The sequence below is a fragment of the Halosaccharopolyspora lacisalsi genome, assembly GCF_014137975.1.
GTDB classification, from domain to species: domain Bacteria; phylum Actinomycetota; class Actinomycetes; order Mycobacteriales; family Pseudonocardiaceae; genus Halosaccharopolyspora; species Halosaccharopolyspora lacisalsi.
The window spans coordinates 1,381,790-1,405,096 of record NZ_JACGWZ010000001.1; the positions used below are offsets into that span (position 1 = coordinate 1,381,790).

General features: G+C 66.9%; 23 protein-coding genes and 2 pseudogenes. 14 read left to right on the plus strand and 11 right to left on the minus strand.

From position 1 onward, the window contains the following. Positions 1-469: 469 nt before the first annotated feature. The gene (locus FHX42_RS06725) at positions 470-817 is read right to left on the minus strand and encodes a DDE-type integrase/transposase/recombinase (protein ID WP_182543218.1); all 348 of its coding nucleotides are present in this window, start codon (positions 815-817) and stop codon (positions 470-472) included. Positions 818-1,794: 977 nt separating this feature from the next. On the opposite strand from FHX42_RS06725, the gene FHX42_RS06730 reads away from it, so the two are divergent. The 8 genes from FHX42_RS06730 (at position 1,795) to FHX42_RS27690 (ending at position 10,102) form a co-directional block, all read left to right on the plus strand. Continuing rightward, entirely contained in the window at positions 1,795-2,781 is a 987-nt protein-coding gene (locus tag FHX42_RS06730) for an AraC family transcriptional regulator (protein ID WP_182543219.1), read from the plus strand. Between the two features lie 158 nt (positions 2,782-2,939). Continuing rightward, positions 2,940-3,473 (plus strand): flavin reductase family protein, encoded by a 534-nt coding sequence (locus FHX42_RS06735; RefSeq protein WP_182543220.1) that lies wholly within the window; start codon positions 2,940-2,942, stop codon positions 3,471-3,473. Positions 3,474-3,552: 79 nt separating this feature from the next. Further along, positions 3,553-5,127, plus strand: coding sequence for a 4-hydroxyphenylacetate 3-hydroxylase family protein (locus tag FHX42_RS06740; RefSeq protein ID WP_182543221.1), 1,575 nt, complete (start codon positions 3,553-3,555; stop codon positions 5,125-5,127). 243 nt (positions 5,128-5,370) lie between these two features. After that, a complete protein-coding gene (gene catA / locus FHX42_RS06745; protein WP_182543222.1) occupies positions 5,371-6,225 on the plus strand; it encodes a catechol 1,2-dioxygenase in 855 nt (284 codons plus the stop codon). A gap of 130 nt (positions 6,226-6,355) precedes the next feature. Then, complete coding sequence (locus FHX42_RS06750) at positions 6,356-7,477, plus strand: muconate cycloisomerase family protein (protein ID WP_182543223.1); 1,122 nt, start codon at positions 6,356-6,358, stop codon at positions 7,475-7,477. A gap of 27 nt (positions 7,478-7,504) precedes the next feature. Then, on the plus strand, positions 7,505-7,987 hold the full coding sequence (locus tag FHX42_RS06755) for an iron-containing alcohol dehydrogenase (RefSeq protein WP_182543224.1): 483 nt from the start codon (positions 7,505-7,507) through the stop codon (positions 7,985-7,987). Positions 7,988-8,191: 204 nt separating this feature from the next. Further along, complete coding sequence (locus tag FHX42_RS06760) at positions 8,192-8,953, plus strand: dienelactone hydrolase family protein (RefSeq protein ID WP_182543225.1); 762 nt, start codon at positions 8,192-8,194, stop codon at positions 8,951-8,953. 702 nt (positions 8,954-9,655) lie between these two features. Next, entirely contained in the window at positions 9,656-10,102 is a 447-nt protein-coding gene (locus FHX42_RS27690) for a transposase family protein (RefSeq protein WP_220480050.1), read from the plus strand. A 235-nt stretch (positions 10,103-10,337) separates the two neighbouring features. Here the strand turns inward: FHX42_RS27690 and FHX42_RS06770 are convergent, their stop codons facing one another. The 4 genes from FHX42_RS06770 to FHX42_RS06785 all read right to left on the minus strand — a co-directional run bounded on the left by FHX42_RS06770 (position 10,338) and on the right by FHX42_RS06785 (position 13,534). Continuing rightward, on the minus strand, positions 10,338-10,571 hold the full coding sequence (locus FHX42_RS06770) for a hypothetical protein (RefSeq protein ID WP_182543226.1): 234 nt from the start codon (positions 10,569-10,571) through the stop codon (positions 10,338-10,340). A gap of 381 nt (positions 10,572-10,952) precedes the next feature. Continuing rightward, positions 10,953-12,143: a cytochrome c oxidase assembly protein gene (locus tag FHX42_RS06775; protein WP_220479576.1), complete on the minus strand. Its 1,191-nt coding sequence runs from the start codon at positions 12,141-12,143 to the stop codon at positions 10,953-10,955. 72 nt (positions 12,144-12,215) lie between these two features. Then, a complete protein-coding gene (locus FHX42_RS06780; protein ID WP_182543227.1) occupies positions 12,216-12,473 on the minus strand; it encodes a hypothetical protein in 258 nt (85 codons plus the stop codon). 92 nt (positions 12,474-12,565) lie between these two features. Next, positions 12,566-13,534, minus strand: a complete 969-nt coding sequence (locus FHX42_RS06785) for a cation diffusion facilitator family transporter (protein ID WP_182543228.1) — start codon at positions 13,532-13,534, stop codon at positions 12,566-12,568. A gap of 144 nt (positions 13,535-13,678) precedes the next feature. On the opposite strand from FHX42_RS06785, the gene FHX42_RS06790 reads away from it, so the two are divergent. From FHX42_RS06790 to FHX42_RS06800, 3 genes are all read left to right on the plus strand, one after another. Continuing rightward, positions 13,679-14,059, plus strand: a complete 381-nt coding sequence (locus FHX42_RS06790) for a BlaI/MecI/CopY family transcriptional regulator (protein WP_182543229.1) — start codon at positions 13,679-13,681, stop codon at positions 14,057-14,059. Then, positions 14,059-14,997 (plus strand): M56 family metallopeptidase, encoded by a 939-nt coding sequence (locus FHX42_RS06795; protein WP_182543230.1) that lies wholly within the window; start codon positions 14,059-14,061, stop codon positions 14,995-14,997. The genes FHX42_RS06790 and FHX42_RS06795 overlap by 1 nt, the downstream gene beginning before the upstream one ends. Before the next feature lie 215 nt (positions 14,998-15,212). Beyond that, a complete protein-coding gene (locus tag FHX42_RS06800; RefSeq protein ID WP_328795937.1) occupies positions 15,213-16,094 on the plus strand; it encodes a M23 family metallopeptidase in 882 nt (293 codons plus the stop codon). Here FHX42_RS06800 and FHX42_RS06805 read toward each other — a convergent pair. The 4 genes and pseudogenes from FHX42_RS06805 to FHX42_RS27700 all read right to left on the minus strand — a co-directional run bounded on the left by FHX42_RS06805 (position 16,069) and on the right by FHX42_RS27700 (position 17,719). Beyond that, on the minus strand, positions 16,069-16,710 hold the full coding sequence (locus FHX42_RS06805) for a methyltransferase family protein (protein WP_182543566.1): 642 nt from the start codon (positions 16,708-16,710) through the stop codon (positions 16,069-16,071). The genes FHX42_RS06800 and FHX42_RS06805 overlap by 26 nt on opposite strands. Positions 16,711-16,712: 2 nt before the next feature. Then, positions 16,713-17,222 (minus strand): annotated as a pseudogene (locus tag FHX42_RS06810) (cation transporter); the annotation flags it as partial. A 37-nt stretch (positions 17,223-17,259) separates the two neighbouring features. Then, positions 17,260-17,439: pseudogene (locus FHX42_RS27695) on the minus strand (IS3 family transposase); the annotation flags it as partial. Positions 17,440-17,554: 115 nt separating this feature from the next. Further along, on the minus strand, positions 17,555-17,719 hold the full coding sequence (locus tag FHX42_RS27700; RefSeq protein ID WP_407926201.1) for a transposase: 165 nt from the start codon (positions 17,717-17,719) through the stop codon (positions 17,555-17,557). A 65-nt stretch (positions 17,720-17,784) separates the two neighbouring features. Between FHX42_RS27700 and FHX42_RS06825 the strand changes: the two genes are divergently transcribed. After that, positions 17,785-18,018, plus strand: a complete 234-nt coding sequence (locus FHX42_RS06825) for a hypothetical protein (RefSeq protein WP_182543232.1) — start codon at positions 17,785-17,787, stop codon at positions 18,016-18,018. Between the two features lie 192 nt (positions 18,019-18,210). Further along, entirely contained in the window at positions 18,211-19,011 is an 801-nt protein-coding gene (locus tag FHX42_RS06830; protein ID WP_220479579.1) for a zinc-binding dehydrogenase, read from the plus strand. A gap of 6 nt (positions 19,012-19,017) precedes the next feature. Here the strand turns inward: FHX42_RS06830 and FHX42_RS06835 are convergent, their stop codons facing one another. Both FHX42_RS06835 and FHX42_RS06840 read right to left on the minus strand, forming a co-directional pair. Next, positions 19,018-20,127, minus strand: a complete 1,110-nt coding sequence (locus FHX42_RS06835) for an NAD(P)-dependent alcohol dehydrogenase (RefSeq protein ID WP_182543233.1) — start codon at positions 20,125-20,127, stop codon at positions 19,018-19,020. An 87-nt stretch (positions 20,128-20,214) separates the two neighbouring features. Then, positions 20,215-21,663 (minus strand): aldehyde dehydrogenase family protein, encoded by a 1,449-nt coding sequence (locus tag FHX42_RS06840; protein WP_182543234.1) that lies wholly within the window; start codon positions 21,661-21,663, stop codon positions 20,215-20,217. Between the two features lie 463 nt (positions 21,664-22,126). Between FHX42_RS06840 and FHX42_RS06845 the strand changes: the two genes are divergently transcribed. Then, positions 22,127-23,296 (plus strand): FAD-dependent oxidoreductase, encoded by a 1,170-nt coding sequence (locus tag FHX42_RS06845; protein WP_182543235.1) that lies wholly within the window; start codon positions 22,127-22,129, stop codon positions 23,294-23,296. The last annotated feature ends 11 nt before the right edge of the window (positions 23,297-23,307 follow it).

Here is a 23,307-nt window from a genome sequence, read left to right on the forward strand (position 1 = left end):
ACTCAGCGCGGTGTTGCATTGCCACGAAGGCAGGCCCAGGAGTGGTTATCAGGGCCACTCCGGCCACTCGGTGAGAGGGGCCGTCCAGGGTGTAGACGGCGAGGATCGCCCCCACCGACGTGTGGTTGCTGCCCGATGGGACTGCCCGATGAACAATAGATCCGAACTTTGGTCCAGCACGTCGAGCGTTGCTTGGTAGCAAGGACCGAACGCTGGGCTTGCAATCGAGGAAGCGGATCAGATCCCGAGCATCAGTCATGTCTGCTGGTTGAGCGCGTGGGCGTAGTGACCGGATCCGGCCTCTGACACAACTCATCGTTCCAGTGCGGCTGTGTGTGCTGGGTTTTTGTGAGGTTCCCCCTGTTGGCCGGACAGGTTAGTTATGTGGCCATGGGTTGTGGGTGGTCATGGTGGGCTTCCAGTGCTCGGGGCTGGCATAGTTCAGAGCCGAGTGCGGTCTCTTGCGGTCTTACCAGGTCTGAATGCAGGCGAAGATCGCCCGGCGGACCTCGGCGCGGGTGGTGAAGCGGTGTCGGTGCACGAGTCTTCCTTTCAACGCTCCGAAAAACGACTCCACGACCGCGTTGTCCCAACAGATCCCGGTGCGCCCCGGAAAACGCCGGATGCCCGGCTTGGCGCAGCGCTGGGCAAACCGGGCGCTGGAGTATTGACACCCTCGGTCGTTGTGAAAGATCATTCCGGCCACGGCGCTGCCCCGGAGGTCGACGGCGGTATCCAGACGGTCGGCGACGAGCTCGGTGCACAGGTGGCTGGCCATGGCATAGCCCAGCACCCGGCGTGAGCCCACGTCGAGCACGCCTGGTGGCCCCGTGCTCGTCGAACTTGGTGCGCACGATGCCCCAAGCAGCGTAGGCGGCCTCCATCGCGACTTCCGGGGCGAACAGGTGCCGAGCAACGAGGCGAAATGCCTGCGCAACCCGACCACTGCGAAGAAAGCCACGCTCGCGCATGGTCGCGACCATCGCGGTACGCAACTCCTCGGCATTCGCGGAGCAACCACCGGCGGGGCTGTCTCGGTGAGGGCTCACCCGGTCACCCTTGCAGAGGCCTCCGACAGTCCCGCGGGAACCACCGGGGCCGTGGGCGAGGTCCGCCCACGAGGTCCAGGGGCCTGAGTAGCACCAGTGCAGGATCTGGCGGTAGTGGCTGCCCTTCCTGTTCAGAGTGGTGGGCGGATCAGTCGTGTCGGATCGCCGGGAGCGACGACGTTTGCCGACGCGGGTTCCCGGCATTACCGACCTGGACGGACGACTTGGCTCGCCGAGGTGTCGACGAACCCTCGTTCGTCGGCACACGTAGCCGGAGTGCTTATCGCCAGATCCTGTACGCCTACTACTCCCACTCGGCGGAGAGTACGACCCGGAAACTCCCCTGGACCGGGTGGGAACCGAATACGGCGGAAAGGGGCATTCCGAGGTTCGCACACTGCGTCGACTCCGCTGACCGGCGCGAACCGGTTCCATACTGTTTTCTCTGAACCGGTCAGGCCACACGTTGCGTCGCACGATCAACCGTGTACACAGCAGGAATGCTGTTCGCGACCCGTATCAGCCGCATTCCGGCCGGCCCCGGATGAGGGATGAACGCTCGCTGCTGCCGCATATGCCGCGTGCGTTGCGCCGGTCGCACGGTGGATGCCGCGCGAGCACCCGGGTGGCGACATTGACGTATCGCGGACGTGCCCGCATAGTGTCTAGAGAAGGTTGCATGCCGCTTTGCCGGGAATTCAGACGCTAAGAATATCGACGGAGATGACAGCGGGAAGCGATACTCATGTCCGAGCAGCATGTCGAACAATTGACGCACCCCCGCAGTTTGCGCTTCACCACGCAGGGAATTGCACCGGCGAGCCGCGTGCACCTGTGGGAACGCCACAACGCGCGCGCTCTCATCCCGCTCGACATTCGTACGATCGACGAATCACCGCTGCAAGCGCGCGAGATCAACGTCCACCTGCCGCATCTCAGCCTCGCGCAGGTGAACGGGTCCCCGCAGATCGTCGAGCGTTCCGAATCGTTCATTGGCGACAATCCCAGGGATGCGGTCGCGATCTACTTCGCTACCCAGGGTGATGCGTTCTTCTTCCACTGCGGTGGCAACGAATCCCTGAAACCCGGGCAGGCCATCATGTACGACACGGACCTGCCGTTCACCCGAGGGTTCGCACGCGGGCTCGAAGAACTGGTCCTGACGATCCCGCGTGCGGTCTACCGCGATCTCACCGGCGAGGAATCGCTGCGGGAGCCGGTGGTCTTCCCGTTCGGGTCCGATGCGGACACCACTGCACAAGCACTGGTCAAGCTCCTCCGCAGCACCGTGGTGCCGCAGGCGAACGGCAGCGCCCCGCACACCCCGGACGCCGAGCGCGGCCTGCTCGATCTCCTCAGACCGCTCGTGGTGCACCGGCAAGCGGGCAACGGTTCCTGCTACGTGAGCGCTGCCAAGGACTACGTCGAACGGCACCTGGCCGATCCGGGCCTGTCAGCGCAGCAGGTCGCGGCCGCCGTGGGCATTAGCCCGCGCCACCTCGCGCGGGCGTTCGCCGAGACGGGCCTGACACTGCGCGAGTACCTCCGCGACCGCCGACTCGACCGAGCGTGGGAGCTGCTCACCGCGCCCGGCGCCGAGGACCTCGCCCTCGGCGAACTCGCTCCGCGAGTGGGGTTCTCCTCGCACAACTATTTCAGTCGCGCCTTCCGGAGCCGTTTCGACGTGACGCCGTGTCGAGCGCGGCAGCAGTTTGGCATCGCTTCGCACTGAGCCGCCGAGTTTTAGCACTCAGCGGACATCACCGACGTGACGTCTTTCACCCCGTGCTGCAGTGGGTCAGTCTGTCGGACACCCGCAAACCGGTGGAGGGACCCGCGCCGCCCGCTGCGCGGCCGGGCCTTTCGGTCCCGATCGTCACTGGAGACGTCATGCACCTGGATCCGCGAGAGCTCAGGAACTGCCTCGGTCACTTCGCCAGCGGAGTCACCGTTGTCAGCTGTGAAGTCGACGGGGACCCGCACGGTGCGACGGTCAACGCGTTCAGCGCGGTCTCCCTGGATCCACCGCTGGTGCTGGTCTCGCTGGACCGCCGCAGCAAGGCGTGCGGACACTTGCAGGACCGGCCGTTCGCGGTGAACGTGCTCCGCGAGGAGCAGGACGCAGTGGCGCTGCATTTCGCGGGCAAACCCACGGACGAGCCGATCGAATGGATCCGTCCCGAAGGGACGGCGCCGCATCTGCGCGGATCGCTCGCGCACATCTCGTGCCGACCGTGGCGTTCCTACGACGGCGGGGACCACGTGATCCAGCTCGGCGAAGTGGACTCCTTCGAATTGGCCGGGGGCGATCCGCTCGTGTTCTATCTCGGCACGTTCCGACACCTGGGCAAAGCGTTTGAAACCGCGCCGTGGTTGGAATCGCTCGACTGCCCGACGGGCCAGACCCGTTTCGTACTGACGTGAATCGCCGCGTCCGATCGGACGTGCGGCCACCTCCGCCTGAACCCCCGAAAAGAACGTATCCGCAGCAAAGGAGCACGCGATGACCCAGCAGGAAGAACGCACCAGCAATCCCGCGGTCGCCCCCGAAGCACAGCAGCGGCCGATGACCGGTGACGAGTATATCGAGAGCCTGCGCGACGGCCGGGAACTGTGGTTGTACGGCGAACGCGTCGACGACGTCACCACACACCCGGCATTCCGCAACCCGGTGCGCATGACCGCGCGGCTCTACGACGCGCTGCACGACCCGGACAAGCAAGACGTGCTGACCACCCCGACCGATACGGGCAACAACGGGTTCACACACCCGTTCTTCCGCGCGCCGCACAGCGCCGAGGACATGGTCGCCGACCGCGACGCGATCGCCGAGTGGGCGCGGATGTCCTACGGGTGGATGGGACGTAGCCCCGACTACAAGGCCAGCTTCCTCGGCACGCTCGGGGCCAACGCAGACTTCTACGAACCGTTCTCCGATAACGCCCGGCGCTGGTACCGGGAATCGCAGGAGAAGTGCCTGTACTGGAACCACGCGATCATCAACCCGCCGGTGGATCGGCACCGCGATCCGGAAGACGTCAAGGACGTGTTCATGCACGTCCACGAGGAACGCGATGACGGGCTCATCGTCAGCGGTGCCAAGGTCGTGGCCACCGGTTCGGCGCTGACGCATTTCAACTTCCTCGGCCACTACGCCCTGCCGATCAAGGAGCGCGAGTTCGCCCTGGTCTGTACCGTGCCGATGAACGCGCCGGGGATGAAGCTCATCTGTCGGCACTCGTACTCCATGCAGTCGGAAGTGATGGGCAGCCCGTTCGACAACCCGCTGTCCTCGCGCATGGACGAGAACGACACGATCTTCATCCTGGATCGGGTCAAGATCCCGTGGGAGAACGTGTTCATCTATGGTGACACCGAGAAGGCCAGCACGTTCATGCCCAACTCCGGGTTCCTGCCGCGGTTCACCTTCCAAGGCGTCACCCGGCTGGCCGTCAAGCTGGATTTCATCGCCGGTCTGCTGATGAAGGGCGTCGAGGCCACGGGCACCAAGGACTTCCGCGGTATCCAGACCCGCGTCGGCGAGGTCCTGGCCTGGCGCAACATGTTCTGGGGCCTGACCGACGCGATGGCCAAGACCCCGGAGGCGTGGAAGAACGGCACGGTTCTGCCGAACGTGGACTACGGCATGGCCTACCGGTGGTTCATGACGCAGGGGTACCCCCGTATCAAGGAGATCATCCATAAGGATCTCGGCAGTTCGCTGATCTATCTCAACTCGCACGCGCGGGACTTCAAGCAGCCCGAGATCAGCCCCTACCTGAATCAGTACGTGCGCGGATCGAACGGTTACGAGGCCGTGGACCGGGTCAAGCTGATGAAGCTGATCTGGGACGCAATCGGCAGCGAGTTCGGCAGCCGGCACGAGCTCTACGAGGTCAACTACTCCGGCAACCACGAGGGCGTGCGCGCGGAAATGCTCTTCGCGCACCAGAACTCGGGCAAGGCCGATGAGATGAAGGGCTTCGCCGAGCAGTGCATGGCCGAGTACGACCTGGACGGTTGGACGGCACCGGACCTGTTCAACCCTGACGACGTCAACATCCACGGCAAGCGCTAAACCGCAGGGCGCGGACTGGTCGGTACCGGCCAGTCCACGCGCCTCGCTCCATTGCCTGACCAGGGAGCAACCGTGACCTCGCAGCAGCGTCCTTCGAACCTGTTCCCCGAGGCCTCCCCGCGGTGATCTCCCGATTGGTGTGGCCGACAGAACTCGGTCAGCCCACCCCCTGGACGGAGGTGCCTGCTGGGCAACGTGCCTTCGTCCCCACGGACCATTCCACCAAGAAGTAAGGAAACGACGATGACGAGGACAGAGCAGTCTCCGACGGCGGCGGGATCGGGAGCGTCGGCCACGCAGGCCTTTCGCGCAAGTCAACCGCAGGGCACGGCGGAGAGCACCTCCCCGGAACGTGTCTCGGCGGTGGTGAAAGCGCTGCTGGACGGCGTGCACGAGGCGATCCGCACCGAACAGGTGACCTACACGGAATTCCAGGCCGCCAAGCAGTGGTTGATCGAGGTCGGCGAGGGCGGCGAGTGGCCGCTGCTGTTGGACGTGTTCGTCGAGCACGCCGTCGAGGACGTCGCCTCCCGGACTCAGCGGGGAAGCAAGGGCAGCATTCTCGGCCCGTACTACCTGCCCGACCAGGCCAAGCTGCCGGCGGAGGCGACGTTGCCGATGCGGCCGGACGAGAAGGGCACACCACTGGTGTTCGCCGGCCAAGTGCGCGACGCTGCGGGCCGTCCCGTGTCAGGTGCCGAGCTGGACCTCTGGCACGCCGACGACGAGGGCTACTACTCCGGCTTCGCCCCGCACCTGCCCGAGGGCAACCTGCGGGGAGTCGTCACCGCCGACGAGCAGGGCCGGTTCGAGGTCATCACGATCCAGCCCGCGCCGTATCAGATCCCCACCGACGGGCCAACCGGCAAGCTCCTCGAAGCGGCCGGCTGGCATCCCTGGCGGCCCGCCCATCTGCACTTGATCGTGCGCGCGCCCGAGCACCGACCGATCACCACCCAGCTGTACTTCGAAGGCGGCCAATGGCTGGACAGCGACGTCGCCGGGGCCACCAAACCCGAGCTGGTCCTCAACCCGCAACCACACGGTGATGGCTGGCTGCGCTCGGAGTACGACTTCGTGCTCGAACCCGAGAACTGACCGATCGTGGGGGACGAACGCTCCAGCAAGGGCGTTCGGCCCCGGCTTGCCGTCCGGCTGTGCTCGCCGCTGTGCCCGGTGCGCTGCGCGCCACCGGGTTGCCCGATCAAGCAACCCGAGGAGAAGGCCCATGTCTGCGCTGACTATCCACTCGATCGAGACGGTCATCGTCGACCTGCCCACGAGCCGTCCGCACAAGTTCAAATCGACGACCATGCTCTGTCAGAGCTACGTGCTCTGCAGGGTGCGCACCGAAGACGGCATCGAGGGCATCGGGGAAGCGACGACCCCCGGAGGCCCCTGGTGGGGAGGAGAGAGCGTAGAGACGATCAAGGCCACCATCGACACCTACCTCGTCCCCGAGCTGATCGGCCAGCAGGCCTCCCGGATCGACTTGTTAGCCGACCGCATGGACCGAGTCGCCGCGGGCAATCACTTCGCCAAGAGCTGTGTGGAGATGGCGTTGTTCGACGCTTGGGGCAAGGCGCTCGGCGTGCCGGTTCACGAGCTGCTCGGCGGGTTGTTCCGGGAATCCATCCCCGTGACCTGGGCGCTGAGTGCCGAGGACGCCGACATCGTCATCGCCGAGGCCGAGGACAAGCTCGCGCTCGAGGGGCATCGCAGCTTCAAGCTCAAGGCGGGATCGCACAGTCCCGATCGGGACGTCGCCCGCATCCTGGCGGTGGCCAAGGCTCTGGGAGAGCGGGCCAGCGTGCGCATCGACCTCAACGCCGCTTGGGACGAGGCCACTGCTGCACGCTGGCTGCCCAAGCTCGAGGCCGGCGGGGTCGACCTCGTCGAGCAGCCGATCCCCGGGTGGAACCTCGAAGCCCTGGGCCGCCTCGCCGCACAGCTGACCATCCCGATCATGGCCGATGAGAGTCTGCGCAGCGTCCAGGACGCCTACGCGGTGGGCCGCCACGCCGCCGGCGACATCTTCTCCCTGAAGCTCAACAAACTGGGCGGCCTGTCGCGGACGAAGAAAACCGCCGCTGTCGCCGAAGCCATGGGCGTCCCGTGCCACGGCGGCACCAGCATCGAGAGTTCGATCGGCACCGCGGCCGCCGCGCACACCTACGGCGCGATCGCCAACGTGACCTTCGGCAGCGAGTTGTTCGGCCCGAAACTGCTGGCAGATGGCATCGTCGAAGAACCCCTTGTCTACGACAGCGGCGAGTTGAGGGTCCCCCGAGGGCCGGGACTGGGCATCAGTCTCGACGAAGCCAAACTCACCAAGTACCAACGCTTGTAGCGGAGCGGGAGCGGAGAGGAAGCTGCCATGCCAACCATCAGCACGAATGCCGTGGGGGGACCCCTGGTCCTGTCGGGTCCCGGCGTGTCGAGTGATCTAGGGCGCATGCTGGACCAGCTCAGTATCGATCGCGTCGTGGTCGTGTGCTATCCGGAGGACGTGTCCGGTGCCTTGGGGCAAGTGATCGCTGTGCTCGGTAGCCGTGTCGTCGCGGTCGTCGACAAGGTCAAGGAGCTCCCCACACCACAAGATGTGTTCGCCGTCGCCGATATCGCGGTTACCAGCGAGGCCAATGGCGTGCTCGCACTCGGCCAACCCGGCCCCGTCGAATTGGTCAAGGCCCTCCGCCTGGTCGTGGATCTTCCCTCAGCAGTGGTGTCGGCGACACGGCCGAGTACGGCCGAGGAGTGCTGGGCGCTCAGCGCGCGCGGCATTCTCACTAGCGGTCGACACGAGCGTAGTTCTTTGCGCCTTGCCTGCGAAGACCCGAATCTGAACATGGTCACATGACACGGGATACGCGACGAGTACAGCTGGGAGGGCGAGGGCAGCTCCGTCATCGCAGCTTCGTGAGCGAACCGTTCCCGAAACGACGAGCAGTACCCCAGTAGGACATGATGAGTGCACGCCCCGCTGAGTTTTGGGCCGTGAAAACATCCGGTCACGTTCGCCGACTTCTCGCCTGTCCCGCTTAAATTGATCGAGGTGGTAAGCATGTGTCACGCCGACAGCACGGGCATCGGCACACCAGCCGTGGCACAACAGGAGGTCGAAGTGGACGTCGGTGGTGAAGCGATGCCGGCGACTCTGTACCTGCCGCCCGAGGGGACGGGTCCCGGTATAGAGGTATTGTCCGACGTCTACGGACGGTTGCCGTTCTACCAGGGACTCGCCGCCAAACTGGCCCAGGACGGGTATGTGACCCTCCTGCCAAATTACTTCTTCCGCCAAGGCCCCCTCAGCGAGGTGAGCAGAGAAGCGGCGTTCGCCCGCCACTCCAGAACCGACGAGCAAAAAGCCGTGCACGACCACGCAGCAGCCGTATCCTGGCTCCACGACCATCGAGCCGTACGAGGAAACCGTATCGGCCTGCTGGGATTCTGCCTCGGTGGAACTTTCGCCCTCGACCTGTGCGCCGAACGGAACGACGTCGCAGCAGTATGCTACTACGCATTTCCGTACGGATTTGGCAATCCCTGCACGCGTAAGGCCCCACGGCCGATCGAACTCGCCGAAGAGATCACTCAGCCAGTGCTGGCGCACTGGGGAGGCCAAGACCACATCATCCCCGTGGAAGAGATATCAACCTTTGGAGAGGCCATGCGAGCCACAGGAAACCCCTACAGCCAGCATGTCTACCCCGAGGCAGGCCACAGCTTCCTCGCCGGGCTCGCAGAGGGACCCCCGGACTCCTTTGCGGCTCTTGAATCCTGGAAGAGGAGTCTCGATTTCTTCGCGTGCGAACTCTCCCGGTGAGGGAACACGCAGATTGGCTGTTACGGCCAGTTTCGGAAGATTGAATTAAGTGCGAGGCCGCCGACCTGTACCTCGGCTGGGGCGATCAGTGCGAGATCGGCGGGGACGGTACCTCACTCGTACGACCCGACAAACACGTCGACTGGCGGGCGATGCGCCTGCCGGATGATCCGAACGCCGCCCCGCTGGATGCCCTGTCGACTCTATTGAGGTGATCTCGACGAGGGAGTGGCAGGAGTATGAGGTCGTCGGGTGGGGTGCGTTGGTAAAGAGGCTGAGAGCCCCTGGTAGGGCTGGTCTTACCGCAGATCCCGTCCATGCGGGCTCTCCGCGGTTACCCATCGTGCCGCGCTCGATGTGTCTGTCGTACTGGCCGGAGTATGTGGCCTGGCTGTTGTTCGCCGAACGGTGCCGGCGAGGTACTCGGTCGGTCACTCCGGCGTTGACCTGTTTCCGGCAGGCTGTGCTGGGGTTTCGCTGGTTCCGCGATCGCATGCCCCGATCCGGCTGGGCCGCGATTATCAGATCTCGCGGGCGACGAGCTCCGGGTATCTCGACGAGGTCATCGCCGTGCTGGCCGCCCAAACTCCGGACGTGGACCAAGCTCTCCAGAACGCCCAGAATCAGGCTTGACGGCGGCAGCGTGCTGGCCTCGGATTGCTACGCTGAGAAAACCACCAGCGCAGCCGCTTTATCATCGACCTGTGGTACTCGGGCAAAGCCGCCCAGCACGGAGGCACCGTTCAAGCCCTGTCCACCCCGACCGGGACACCACTGTGGGTCTCCGACGTCGAGCCCGGCTCGGTCCATGACATGACCTGCGCTCGCCAGGACGCACTCGGTGCCCTGTATGCCGCCGCGGCTCAGGTACTGCCGACCCCGGCTGACAGCGGCTATGAGCGTGCCGGCATCGGAGTCCACACGGTTACTGGGCATTCCGCGCCGGTCCTGAGAATCAACGCCGGATCCCTGGAAGAAGACGGGGCCAGGGCCTGGCGGGGCAACGGTGGGGGCGGGGCTTGGTCTGACACGCCGAGCAGGTGCTCAGTGGGAAAGATCGAGCGCAGCCGACGTATAGGGCTTGCGATCGAAGCACGGGGTCGGGATCCGAGCACGAGTCGTTTGTGTCGGGTGAGGGCGTGGGCGTAGTGACCGGCTCCGGTCTCCGACGCAACTCATCGTCGCAGTGTGCCCCTGCGCTGGGTTTCGGTGCAGCCGGGTTCTGTCGCGGTGTGTATCTAGAGTGTTGACCTGCGTTCTGCGCGTGGGGTCGTCTTGCCCTCGGATACGTCCGGTCCGTCCACGGGGTGCTTCGTTGAGCGTGCTGTCCGGGAGGTGAGCATTGCCGAAGTGGCTCGTCTGTCGGTATCGCGGGAGCGGCCCGTCAGTGGTCGTGCCGGTGTGCTTGCTCCTCCGTCGCGGCGGGGGAGGGCGATGTCGTCTTTTCCGCTCGGCGTAGCCAGAGCACTCCGCCGAACTGGACCGCCATGGCAGCCGCGATCAGCGCTATCGCCGCGGCGCCGAACCAGGACCAGCCGATCACGGGGAAGACGATGAGTCCGACCACGAAGAACGCTGCTGTCCGGACCAGGACGAGGGTCAACCTGCGAGAGTTCATGACACGCCACCTCGTCCCTTCGACGGTACGGATGCTTTCCTCCGCCATCTGAAGTGCGCATCGCGACAACGACCGCGCCGATGCCGAGAGCGGTCGGTGCCCGTGTCGACGGGGAGTCGGTTCGCGTCGAGTGGCTGGTGTATAGGTCGCTCCGTAGCGATGCTTGCTGGCTGAGGGGGTTGATGGTGTATCGCCGGCTTCGCCGAGTGACGGTGTCGTCGGGGTGTTTCGGACACTGCCGTGCGATGTCAGGATCAGCATGGCAGGCTCCCGTACCGATGCGCGGCGCACGTGCAGCCGTCGTTTTCGGCCTCGGTCACGATAGTGCGGTCGTGGGCAGCGGGGTCATTTGGTGTATCAGCGGGCACTGGCACGATCCGGTTAGGCTTGGTGGCGCTTCGTCGTGAGCTCGGGAGGAGCGGCCGACTGGTGGGGCTGTGGGACTTCCGCTTCGTTCTGCTCAGGCGGGGGCTGGTGCTGTGGGGACGTCTCAACCGGTTCGTTCTGAGGTGACGTGATGTCTGCGGTCGGTGCCTGGTCGTTGGGCACGTCGTGTGCGGGCTGCAGGCCGTGCAGGCCGCGCAGCCAATCGTTGTAGGCCTTGAGCTCGGCGTCGCCGTCTCGGCGGGCTTGCCGCTCCGCGCGGCGGGCGGCGCGGGCGTCGGAGTGGTGCCACTGGCGGGCCACCACGAGCATCGAGCCGAGGGTGGGCAGTTCGCCGAACATCCAGGCGATGCTGCCGGCCAGCCACTGGTCGGATACGGGGTCGACGCCCCAGGAAGGCGGGGGTTGGGCGAAGAAGTCCACGAGCAGGTTCGGAGTCATCATGATGATCACTCCGAAGAACGCGTGGATCGGGGAGCCCATGAGCAGCTCGATGATGCGGGCCAGGTGCCCGTTGCGCCGGGGCCAGGGGTCGATGGCCAGTGTGGGGCCGAAGAACAGCAGTCCGGAGATCAGGAAGTGGCCCAGCATGAAGTAGTGCCCGAGCACCGTCGACATCAGTTGGTCGAACAGCGGGGTGAAGTAGATCCCGTACAGGCTGCCGATGAACAGCGGCCACGTGAACAGGGGGTGCGTGATGGCTCTCATGAACCAGCTGTGCAGCACGGTCAGGACCACTCGGCGCAGCCGTCCGGCGAAGCGCTGGTTGGTGGGCAGGGCGCGCAGCAGCAGTGTCGTGGGGGCGCCGAGCAGCATGAGGATGGGGGCGAGCATGCTCAGCGTCATGTGCTGGAACATGTGGGCGCTGAACAGCAGCATGCCGTAGCCCTCGACGCCGCTGGTGGTGCCCCAGGCCACCACCAGGCATCCGGTCATCCACAGGCCGGTGCGGTGGATCGGCCAGCTCAGGTTGCGCTGGCGCAGTTTGTGGACGCCGTAGGCGTACAGCCCCATCAGCAGGAGCATCAGTACCGGGTACAGCGGGATCGGTTGCCAGTGCCAGTCGATCAGACGCCACAACGTGGGCGGTTGTTCGGGCATCCACATCGGCCCGTTCATCACCGGTGCGGGATCGCCGGGCGTGTCCGGTCCGGAGGTGTTGCCGTAGGCCAGCCATGAGGTGGTCACGATGGTCTCCCTCGAGCGGATGCGGTGGTCGCACGTGTGGATCGCGATGGTCGTGTTCTCGACCGTGTCCTGCTATCGGCCTGGGGGCACCGCGACGTCGAGTGGGCCATGCCGGGTGGTGGTGACGTCGACGTGCTCGCTGCGCAGGCGGGCGGCGGTGTTCTTGATCGTTTCGGCGTTGCACGGGAGCTTTGCCGCAGGGAGCTGGCGGAACCGGGGTGCGGCTTCGTGATCGGTGGTGCGCAGCGATCGCAGCAGCGTGGGCCCCTCGGGGTTCTTGCGCACCGGGTGCGGGCGCGTGGCGGTCGGCTGCGAGACGGCGCTGTTCATTGAGGCTTCTCCCGCCGTAGCGTGTGAGGTTCACGGTTCGCGTCGAGATCTTCGTGATGTCGGTTGCCGGAATCACCCCGATAGGGCGACCGTCATGGTGTCTGTTCGCCCTCGTTTCGGTGCTCTTCCGAGAGGGGGGACTCGCCCCGAGGGCGGGTGTGCAGGGAATCGGTCGGCAGGAAGTCGTGGCGGTGGTCGACCTGCAGGGTGGTGTGGGTGATGCCGTGGCCCTCGGCGAGCATGCGTTCGACGGCGGTGCGTCGCTCGTGGCAGTCCTGGTCGGCCGAGACCAGCACGTGGGCCGACAGCGCGGGAAAGCCCGAGGTGACTTCCCAGACGTGCAGTTCGTGGACCTCGACGACGCCGGAGACGGTGCGCATGTTCGCCTCCACCTGCTGGGGATCGATGCCCTTCGGGGCGGCTTCGAGGAAGATGCGTCCGGAGTCGCGCAGCAACCCGTAGCCGGCCCGGGCCATCAGTGCGGCGATGACGAGCGCGGCTATCGCATCCGCGCGGGCCCACCCGGTCAGCAGCACGACGAGGCCGGAGATCGCGGTGGCGATGAAGGCGTACAGGTCGTTGAGGATGTGCTGGAAGGCGCCTTCGACGTTGAGGCTCTGCCGGTTGGCCCTGCTGATCATCCAGGTGGCGGCGAGATTGACCGCGATACCCACCAGCGCGGTGACCAGCACGGGTAGCCCGGCCACCGACGGCGGGTCGATCAGCCGCCGGATCGCCTCGATGAGGAAGTACATCACCAGGGCGAACAGCGTGATGCCGTTGATCTGTGCTGAGAGGATCTCCGCGCGCTTGAGCCCGAAGGTGAACGCACCCCGGGCGGGGCGCTGCGCCAACCGCCCGGCCAGCAGTGCGAGGGCGATCGCTCCGGCATCGGTGAGCATGTGGCCGGCGTCGGAGATCAGCGCCAGCGACGACGCCAGTAACCCGATGACGACCTCGACGACCATGAAGCAGCCGATCAGGCCGAGCGCGGCACCCAGGTACCGTCGATCGGCCTCGTTGCTGACGGCGTGCGAGTGACCGTGCTCGTGGTCGGTCATGGGCGGGGGCCTCCCGTAGCCGGTCGACGTGTGTCCTGACGAAGGTGCTGGTGGACCGCGCCGGGACAACTGAACTTCTACACAGTGTAGAGGTTCTATCGAACGTAGAATAACTGGTGTTGACGACCTCGAGGATGGAACCGGATGCGACTCGGTGACCTGGAACGCGCCATCATGGAAGTGCTGTGGCACCACCCCGACGGACTGCTCGCCCGCGAAGTGGCCGATAGGCTGCCGTCCAGCCCGGCGGCGACTACCGTGCTGACCGTGCTGGACCGACTGACCCGCAAACAGCTGGTCACCAGAACGAAACAGGGCCGAGCGCACCGTTACGCCCCGATGGCCAGCAAGGAGGCCTTTCTGGCCACGGCCATGCACACGGCCCTGGTCGAAGCCGACGACCCCGACGCGGTGCTGAGTCACTTCGTCGGCTCGGTCAGCGAAGAGGAAACAGCTCTGCTGCGCAGGGCGTTGACGCAGGTGGACCGTGACCACTCCGAGGGTCCGGAGGTGGGCGAGTCCTGATGGTTCTCTGGGTCACGCTCGGGCTCGCGCTGCTGGCAGCGCTGCTCATCGGCCCGGCACCCGTTCTGCTCGCCCGTGCATGGTGGCCGCTTCGGGCCCCGCGGGCGGCGCTGGTGCTGTGGCAGGCTCTCGGCGCGACCGCCACTCTCTCGGCCGTGGGAGCCGGGTTGGGAGCGGCCGTGGCACCCTTGGCGACGACGCTGACCCACGGTGTGCACACCCTGCTGGCACAGCTGCTGGCCGGCCAGCAGCCGCCCGGGTTGCGATGGCCGCACTACCTCGCACTGGCGTGGGCGATCGGTCTCGTCGGCTTCCTGGGGTGGCGCTGTGGCCGCGCGATCAGGGCCACCCTCGGCAGGCGTCGTCGGCATCGCGATGTCGTCGACGTGGTCGCCGAACCGGTTGCGGAGCTTGGGCCGGACGTGGACATGCTGGATCACCCCGCCCCCACGGCCTACTGCTTGCCGGGGCGGCCTTCTCGTATCGTGATCAGTCACGGCGCCGTGAACCTCCTGCCGATGCCGGAGTTGCATGCCCTGCTCGCCCACGAGCGCGCACACGTCTCCGCACGCCACGATCTTGCGGTGCTGCCCTTCACGGCCCTGGCCCATGCCCTGTCCGGATTGACCACCGTGCACCTGGCCCGCGACGCGGTCTGCCTCCTCGTCGAGATGCTGGCCGACGACCGTGCCCGCCGTTCCCACGACGACCGCATCCTGGCCAGGGCCCTGCTGCAGTTCGCCGCGCACAAGAGCGCGGCTCCTCCCGAGGCGTTCGCCGCCACCGGCGCCCCGGTGCTCACGCGCGTGCGTCGACTGCTGGAGCCGGTCCCACCCATTTCCGCGTGGCAGCGCCTGCTCGTCTACCAGCTTGCGTTGGCGCTGCTGTTCGTACCCGTGGGGGTGCTGTTCTCGCCGCTGTGGCCCGTACTGCCGTGACGGTTCCGAGGTGGCCCTCTCGAACCCGGTAAAGCTTCACGTTCTACGGTTCGTAGAATTCCGGTGGCATCCGACGCGGTTGCCGGCAGCCCCGGACCGCCGGTCGGTGGGAGTGGTCGCTCCGCGAGCCACCCGGCTGGTGGAGTGCGCTCCTACGGTCCCGGCTGCAACACGCGTGACTTCCCCAAAGCGAACCGAAGGCGAAAGGGCAGGACGTGGCACCCCCTCAGTCGAACCGGTCCCCGGCGTCGTCGTTGTTCGTGGACAACGCTTCCTCCGGCGATCGCGAGCCTCACGCCGTCGGCGCCGAGGAGGATGCGGCGCGACGGCCGTTGCGACGGCCCACCCGGTCGATGCGTGCCTATGCCACGATGCTGGCCGTTCTCGGTGGTGCGGGAGCGGCCGAAATGGTGACAACGACCCACGAGGCGCAGGCCGCGACGCATCCGGACACCGTCGAGGGGGCCATCGAGGCTCCGCTGGCCGCTCTCGGCCACATCGCGGCGGAGGAATCGCAGAACGACACCGCGTCGCCGCCCGTGCCTCCGGCGCCGCAACCACCGAGAATCCTTCCGGTCAAGCCCTCCACGGAGGCCACGGCCGCGGCAATCGGCCAGGTCAACAAAAGCCAGCGCATCGCCGCTCAGCGTGCTGCCGCGCGGGAAGCGGCACAGCGGCGCCGGGAGGCCGCCGAACGCGAAGCCCGCCGCAACCGCGTGGTTTGGCCCGTCGAGGGGACGGTGACCTCCAATTACGGATCCCGCTGGGGGTCCACGCACTACGGGCTCGACATCGCCAACAGCGTGGGGACTCCGATCAAGGCCGTCAAACGTGGAACCGTCGTCGAAGCCGGACCGGCCAGTGGGTTCGGTCTCTGGGTCCGGATCGAGCACGAGGACGGCACCATCACGGTCTACGGTCACATCAATGAGGCGCTGGTCAGCGAGGGCGAGACCGTGGAAGCCGGCGAGACCGTCGCCGAGGTGGGCAACCGAGGTCAGTCGACCGGCCCGCACCTGCACTTCGAGGTCTGGGGCACCGATAGCCGCAAGGTCAACCCGCTCGCCTGGCTCACCGAACGCGGTGCCCGGCCCTGACTCTTCGAGAGGGGCTGCGGCTGCCTCCGCCGGATCGTCGCGGGAGACCGAGCCAGCGTGGTGTGCGGTCGCGGTAGGCGCGGTATTCCGCCCCGAACTCGGACTCGAGGCTGATTTCCTCGACCAGCACCCACCAGCGGTAGGCGGTTGCGATGGTTCCGGTGAGGACTCCGGCGGTCGTGGACGGGCGAGTCAGCGCCAAGCCCGCGAGGACCAGGACGTATCCGGTGTATTGCGGGTTGCGGCTGTAGCGGTAGACACCACCGGTGACCTGCGGACCGATCTCGGTGCCGGAAATCTGGCCTGCCCCGGTGAACCGGCCCAGGCCCGCGATCAGCAGGACGGTGCCGCCGAGCACGAGCACTCGGCCGCACCACCCCGCGGGCCGGGGCAGGCGAAGTTCGCCGGAGCGACGCAGCAGCGCCCAGGCGGTCATGCCGGCGTGGGCGCTGTAGATCGTGTACATCCAGGCCACGGTCGAAGGGGCCAGTTGGCCCGATCCGAGGAATTCGGTCCGCATTCGCCGCAGCAGCGCGGCCGTGGTCAGCCCGGTCAGTGTTGCGGGCACAGCCGTGCGGACAAGGCCGTGCTCGCGGTGGCGCCGTGGAGACTTCATCGTCACGATCCTTCGTCGTGGTTGCGGCGGTCGTCGTCCTCGTGGCCCGCCATGGCCGTGGCCGGTGGGGCGCAGCAGTTGTCGCCGCGCCAGGCCTCGCGGCCCTCCTTCGCGGCGACCGCGGCGATGACCAGGGCCACGATCGGGTCGGCCCAGGACCAGCCCAGCAGGCTGTTGAGCAGCAGCCCCACCAGCAGCACTCCGGACAGGTAGGTGCACAGCAGGGTCTGCTTGGAGTCGGCCACCGCGCTGGCCGAGCCCAGTTGGCGGCCGGTGAACCGCTGGGCCAGGGACAGACCAGGCATGATCAGCAGGGACAGCGCGGCCAGCACGATGCCCACCGTCGACGAGTCGGCGGCCCCGCCGCCGAGCAGGGAGCGGATCGCCTCGACGGTCACGTAGGTCGCCAGGGCGAAGAACGAGACCGCGATGATCCGCAGGGCCGTGCGCTCGCGAGCCTGGCGGTCCGCGGCCTCGCGAGCCGAGAACTGCCAGGCCACGGCCGCGCAGGCAGGCCAGGTGATGGGACACGTTCGACCGGGGCAAGCCCAGCTCGCCGGCCAGCTGGCCGGGATAGTTCGCTCCGTCCAGCAGTCGCACCAGGACCCGGCACCGCAGGCCAGCAGCTCGCATGAGCCGGTGCACGTGCTTGCGTGAGACCTGCTCGTCCAGCCTGGCCAGATGGTGGTGCACTCGACGGGCGTCCAATCGATGGCGATGTCGGTCCATGACCCTGGTGGTCTTTTCCGCCGGTGTTTCAGCGCGACGCTGCTGCTGTGTGGCTCTTTGTCATGCCATTCGTGGTAGCCCTGACGAGGTGCGTTCAGCATGCGGAACATGAACGTCACCGTGTATTTTGGCTGGTCTTCGGTGTGTTCGCCAACGTTCCCTCGTTGATTCCGAGATCGCGTGCTACTTCCGCGATCGGTTTGCCCGGCTCGCGGACCAGCTCCATCGCATGAGCGCGGTACTCGGCGGTGTGCCTCCGACGCGACGGCGCCATCATCATCCTCTTTCACAGAAAGTCGACCGCTACTCTCGGCTTTCCGCGCAAGCGGGAACGGTTCACACGGGTTGGCGTCCCTGTCGCTGCTGCCCGATGGGGCCGAGCGGGGTGTCGTGCCGCGCAGGCGACTCGAGTTCCCGGAGCGGCCGGAGAGCTTCTTCGACGAGGGCGAGCGTCCGCTGCGCACTGAAGAGCCGTCGGAGCCCTACCATCGAGGCATGCTGCGCATCGCTCGCGCGACCAACCGCGCGGAGCGCCGATGGCTGCGGGAGATGCTGGACGGTTCCGAGCAGGACCGCTGAGAGGAGAGTCGATGCTGGGGTCCTGGTATGACGAGCAGGGCCCTGCCACCGAGATGTTGAAGCTCGGTGAGCTACCCGATCCGCGGCCCGGTGTCGGTGAGGTGCGGGTGCGCGTGCGGGTGGCTGGGGTCAACCCGGGCGAGACGAAAAAGTGGCGCGGATGGTTGGGGGTCGGCGATGCCGTACCCGCGGGTGATCCCGCACAGCGATGCGGCCGGTGTGATCGACGCCGTGGGCGAGGGCGTGGATCCGCAGCAGGTTGGGCAGCGGGTGTGGGTGCACGGGGCGCAGTCCTACCGTCCGTTCGGGACCGCCGCACAGTTCACCACGGTGCCTGCGCAGCAGGCGGTGCCGCTGCCCGAGCACCTCGGTGACGAGCTCGGGGCGAGCTTCGGCATCCCGGGGATCACCGCGCACCGGACCGTTTTCGCCGACGGTCCGGTGGACGGGAAGGTCGTGCTGGTGCACGGTGTGCTCGGGGCGGTCGGCGCGGTGGCCGCGCAGTTGGCCCGGTGGGCCGGGGCGATCGTACTCGCCACGGTCCGGCGTAGTGAGGACCTGGACCAGGTCGATTCGTGGCTGCGGTCGCGGACAGTGGCTCTCGACCGTGACGACGCGACAGCGACGATCCGCACGCACGCGCCGGACGGCGTGGACCGCATCATCGAGGTGGCGCTGTCCGATAATGCCGATCTGGACAATGCGGTGGTAGCCAACGGCGCGGTCATCGCCGCCTACGCGACCAACGCGGAGCGCCCGGAGATACCGTTCTGGCCCCTGCTGTTCAACAACGTCACGCTGCGCATGCTCGGCAGTGACGATTTCCCGGCCGGCATAAAGAGTCAGGCCGCGCGCGACGTCACCGACGCGGCCGCGGTCGGCGCGCTTACCGTGGACGTCGCCGCGTGCTACCCGTTGGCCGAAATTGCGCAGGCCCACGACCACGTCGACGCCGGCAGCCGCGGACGAGTGCTGCTGGCGATCCCGGACTGAGCCGGCTCACTCGAAGCGGAGAACCGGCTTGATCGTTTCGCCGCGGGCGGAGTCGGAGAAGGCGGTGTTGATGTCGTCGAGCTCGTAGGTCCGGACGAGCTCGTCGACCGGGAACCGGCCTTGTCGCCACAGTTCGACCAACCGCGGGATGAATTCCTGCGGGATCGAGCCGCCCTGGACGATCGTCTGGAACGTCCAGCCCTTGACCAGAGATGCGCCGATCTCGAACGGGGCCTCGGTGCCGGGTGCGGCGGCGCCGACCAGGGCCAGGTGGCCGCGGATGCTCAACCCGCGGGCGAGGGTGTTCAGGACCGCCGGGATGGCCGTGGTGTCGAGGATGTAGCCCACACCGCGCCCGTCGGTGATTCGCTGCAGTTCCTCGAGCGTGTCGGATCTGCCGGCGTTGACGGTGTGGGTCGCGCCGAGTTTCTCCGCGGTACGCAACCGGGTGTCGTGCAGGTCGAGTGCGATCACCGTGGTGCAGCCCGCGACGCGGGCTGCCATGATCGCGGCCATGCCGACCGCTCCGGCACCGGAGACGGCGATCGACGATCCCGCCGGTGGCCGGAGTTCGTTGAGCACCGCACCGGCGCCGGTCTGCATTCCGCAGCCGAGCGGTGCGAGGAGTTCGAGCGGTGCCGCGGGATCGACGGGGACTAGGCTGCTTTCCACGACGTTCGCGCGGGCGGCGAACGAGGACTGGCCGAAGAAGTGCGACGAGATCGGTGTATCGGCCTCGTCGGTGAACGCCGTGGTGCCGTCGGAGCGCCGCCCTCCGAAGTCCTCGGCGAGCAGGTTCTCGCAGTAGGCCATCCGACCGCTGCGGCACTGCGGGCAGCGGGTGCAGTACGCCGCGGACAGCACGACGTGGTCGCCCGGACGCACCCGCGTGGTTCCGTCACCGACCTGCTCGACGATCCCGGCGCCCTCGTGGCCGAGCACGGCGGGCAGCGGTGTCGGGTAGACGCCGTCGCGGACGATGGCGTCGGTGTGGCAGATGCCGCTGGCCACCATCCGGACTCGTGCTTCGCCGCGGCGTGGTTCGTCCAGGTGGAGCTGTTCGATGCGGAACGGCTCGTGGTAATCGCGCGCGATCGCTGCGGTGGTCACTGTCATGGAACGCTCTCCTCGGCGATGCGTGCGAATGCTGCTTCCTACGGGGAGCAGCCGCCCACATCGGACGGCTGCTCCCGACTCATCCGGTCACTTCAGGCGGCGGATGCTGTGGTCTTCGACGTAGGCGGCCAGGCCGTCGGTGCCGAACTCGCGTCCGATCCCGCTCTGCTTGATGCCGCCGAAGGGCATGCGCAGGTCGAGGGATTCGAAGGCGTGGGTGTTGATGAAGGTGCTGCCGGCCTCGATGCGGCGGGCCACGTCCAGACCGCGGTCGGGGTTGCTGGTCCACACCGAGGAGCCCAGTCCGTATTCGCTGTCGTTGGCCCACTCCAGCACCTGTTGCTCGTCGTCGTAGGCGATCAGTGGGACGACCGGGCCGAACTGTTCCTGGCAGGAGATCGGGGTGGAGTGCTCGGTGTCGCGGACGACGTGCGGCAGGACGTAGTAACCGTTGTCCCAGCCGGCCGGGTCGAGCTTGCGGCCGAGTTGGACGAGATTTGCCGCGGAGTTGCGGGTGCGGTCCAGCAGGTCGAGGACCTTCTTGTACTGGGTCTCGTTGTTGAGCGGCCCGAACCCGGCGTTCGAGTCGAGGCCGTGGCCGACCGCGTACTCGTCGACCCGGTCGCAGAAGGCGTCGGCGAAGCGCTGGTAGAGCCCGCGCGGCACGTAGATGCGCTTGACGGCGAAGCAGATCTGACCGCTGCGGGTGTAGACGCCCTTGAGCATCCGGTCGAGCGCGGCGTCGATGTCGACGTCGTCGAGCACGATCGCGGGGTCGTTGCCGCCGAGCTCGAGGGTGACGTTCTTGATGGTCTCGCTGGTGGCGCCGATGACCTTCTGCGCGGTCTCGGTGCCGCCGGTGAAGCCGACCTTGCGCACCAGCGGGTGTGAGCACAGCGCGGCGCCGACGTCGCCCTCGCCGTGCACAACGTTGAGCACGCCGGGCGGCAGGAGCTCGGCCATCCGGCTCAGCGCGAGGGTGAGCGCCGCTGGGGCGAACGGTGATGGCTTGAGCACCATCGTGTTGCCGGTGGCCAGCGCTGGGGCCAGCTTCATCATGGTCAGCACGACCGGCATGTTCCACGGCACGATCGCCGCGGCCACGCCGCGCGGGACCTTCTCGACGCTGATAAAGCTCTCGGCGTCGTCGAATTGGACAGGCGTGAAGAACTCTTCGGTCAGCGAGGCGGTGTGCTGCAGGACTCCGGTGCCGAGCGCGAAGTCGGTGTGCGCCTCCCAAGCCACTCCGCCGTGTTCGCGCACCAGCAGCGAGGCGAGTTCGTCGGCGGATCCAGTGAGAACGTCCGCTGCGGCCAGCAGCTTCTGCACGCGTTCCGCGACGGGGACCTGTCGCCAGCTCTGGAACGCCTCGTGCGCGCAGCGCACCGCGCGGTCGACGTCGTCGACGGTGCCGACCGCGACTTCGGCGACGACCTCGTCGAGTTTCCCGGGGTCGTGCACGGCCCGCGCGTTCTCGGCCGCGGTCATCTCGCCGCCGATCAGGTGACCGACACGCTGGGTGATTGTCGATGTCATCGTGAACTCCTTTGTTCGCGTGTTCGCTGGACTTTGCTCGTGCCCGGAGAGTCCGGGAATCCGGTGGCGGGCCACGCCGGTCAGATGCGGGCCCGCATTCGCTGAGGCGATCGGATCCGCGCAGGACGCGTCGCGGGGAATCGCGGACTCATCCGCTTCCCGCGCGTCACCAAGGAGAGCAGCGCGACTGCCGAAATCCGTGGATTGTGCAGCACTGATTGAGCTTCCCTCCGGAGTGCCGAATCCATGTGGTCGAAGACACAGCCAAGCTTCGAGAGTAATGTACGCGGTGTGGTTCAGCTGGCACAAATACTCAGAGCAAATCGATTTATCATGTTTTTAATATCAATGAACCGATCCCTAAAAACGAATCGAGAGGACTTGACTGTACCGATCGGTACATCTACGCTGCTGCGAGCGTACCTGTCGGTACGGAAATTTTTCGGCGGCGAAGTGGGGCGTTATGTCAGCAGCGACATCAGTGGCGATCATCGGCGGCGGAATCGGCGGTCTGACGCTCGCTTTGGCGCTGCGGCGACACGGCATGGACGCAGCGGTTTACGAGCAGGCCCCGGAACTGCGCGAGGTCGGTGCGGCGGTGGCGCTGTCGGCAAACGGAAATCGGGTGCTGCACGAACTCGGTCTGCGGGCGGGACTGGCGGAGTGCAGTGCGGTGCCGACGGAGCTGATCTACCGGCACTGGCTGTCCGGTGAGCGCGTCGTGGCCTACGGTGTCGGTGAGGATTACGAGCAGCGGTTCGGCGCGCCCTACTGCGGCGTGCACCGCGCGGACCTGCAGAAGATGCTCGCCGACGAGTGCGGGGATCGGGTGTTCCTGGACCACCGGCTCATCGATCTGTCTGCGTCGAGCGACGAATATCGGTTGGAGTTCGCCAACGGGGCGGTGGTCTCAGCAGACGTGGTCGTCGGGGCGGACGGGGTGCACTCCACGGTGCGCCGCTGGGTCACCGATTCAGAGCCCGCGGTGTATTCGGGCACCAGCGGTTTCCGCGGACTCGTGCAGGCCGAACAGCTGCCGTCGCTGCCGGATCCGGGCGCGATCCAATTCTGGATGGGGCCGGGCGCGCATGTGTTGCACTACCCGATCGGTGACGGCTCACTCGTCAACTTCCTCGCGGTCGTGCACGAGCCCGAGCAGTGGCGGTCGTCGAGCTGGACCGAGGAGATGTCTCTGGAGAGGATCCGGACCTTCTTCGACGGCTGGTACCCGGGCGTGCGGGAGATGATCGAGCGCACCTCGGTGCCGCAACGGTGGGCGTTGTTCGGGCAGCGGCCGCTGAACCGCTGGTACCGCGACGGGATCGTGCTGCTCGGCGACGCGGTGCACGCGATGCTGCCGCACCACGGCCAAGGCGCGAACCAGAGCATCGAGGACGCCGCGGCCCTGGCGGAGTGCCTGCACCGTTACGGCCGCGAGGAGGCGCTGGCCCGTTACGAGCGGCTGCGGCGGGCGCGCACGCGTGCGGTGCAACGCAGTTCGTGGGTCGCTTCTGACCTGTTGCACCTGCCCGACGGCCCGGAGGCGGAGCGACGCGACCGTGGCCTGAACGACATCTCCACGACGTTGCAGTGGATCCACTCCCACGATGCCCGAGCTGCCGCGTCAGCCTGACTCGCGGGTCG

Bases quoted from the DNA above. Each gene is read 5' to 3' on its own strand.
- FHX42_RS06730 (WP_182543219.1), top strand. From the start codon at position 1,795: ATGTCCGAGCAGCATGTCGAACAATTGACGCACCCCCGCAGTTTGCGC.
- FHX42_RS06735 (WP_182543220.1), top strand. From the start codon at position 2,940: ATGCACCTGGATCCGCGAGAGCTCAGGAACTGCCTCGGTCACTTCGCC.
- FHX42_RS06740 (WP_182543221.1), top strand. From the start codon at position 3,553: ATGACCCAGCAGGAAGAACGCACCAGCAATCCCGCGGTCGCCCCCGAA.
- catA (WP_182543222.1), top strand. From the start codon at position 5,371: ATGACGAGGACAGAGCAGTCTCCGACGGCGGCGGGATCGGGAGCGTCG.
- FHX42_RS06750 (WP_182543223.1), top strand. From the start codon at position 6,356: ATGTCTGCGCTGACTATCCACTCGATCGAGACGGTCATCGTCGACCTG.
- FHX42_RS06755 (WP_182543224.1), top strand. From the start codon at position 7,505: ATGCCAACCATCAGCACGAATGCCGTGGGGGGACCCCTGGTCCTGTCG.
- FHX42_RS06760 (WP_182543225.1), top strand. From the start codon at position 8,192: ATGTGTCACGCCGACAGCACGGGCATCGGCACACCAGCCGTGGCACAA.
- FHX42_RS06770 (WP_182543226.1), bottom strand. From the start codon at position 10,571: ATGAACTCTCGCAGGTTGACCCTCGTCCTGGTCCGGACAGCAGCGTTC.
- FHX42_RS06780 (WP_182543227.1), bottom strand. From the start codon at position 12,473: ATGAACAGCGCCGTCTCGCAGCCGACCGCCACGCGCCCGCACCCGGTG.
- FHX42_RS06785 (WP_182543228.1), bottom strand. From the start codon at position 13,534: ATGACCGACCACGAGCACGGTCACTCGCACGCCGTCAGCAACGAGGCC.
- FHX42_RS06790 (WP_182543229.1), top strand. From the start codon at position 13,679: ATGCGACTCGGTGACCTGGAACGCGCCATCATGGAAGTGCTGTGGCAC.
- FHX42_RS06795 (WP_182543230.1), top strand. From the start codon at position 14,059: ATGGTTCTCTGGGTCACGCTCGGGCTCGCGCTGCTGGCAGCGCTGCTC.
- FHX42_RS06805 (WP_182543566.1), bottom strand. From the start codon at position 16,710: ATGAAGTCTCCACGGCGCCACCGCGAGCACGGCCTTGTCCGCACGGCT.
- FHX42_RS27700 (WP_407926201.1), bottom strand. From the start codon at position 17,719: ATGATGATGGCGCCGTCGCGTCGGAGGCACACCGCCGAGTACCGCGCT.
- FHX42_RS06835 (WP_182543233.1), bottom strand. From the start codon at position 20,127: ATGACAGTGACCACCGCAGCGATCGCGCGCGATTACCACGAGCCGTTC.
- FHX42_RS06840 (WP_182543234.1), bottom strand. From the start codon at position 21,663: ATGACATCGACAATCACCCAGCGTGTCGGTCACCTGATCGGCGGCGAG.
- FHX42_RS06845 (WP_182543235.1), top strand. From the start codon at position 22,127: ATGTCAGCAGCGACATCAGTGGCGATCATCGGCGGCGGAATCGGCGGT.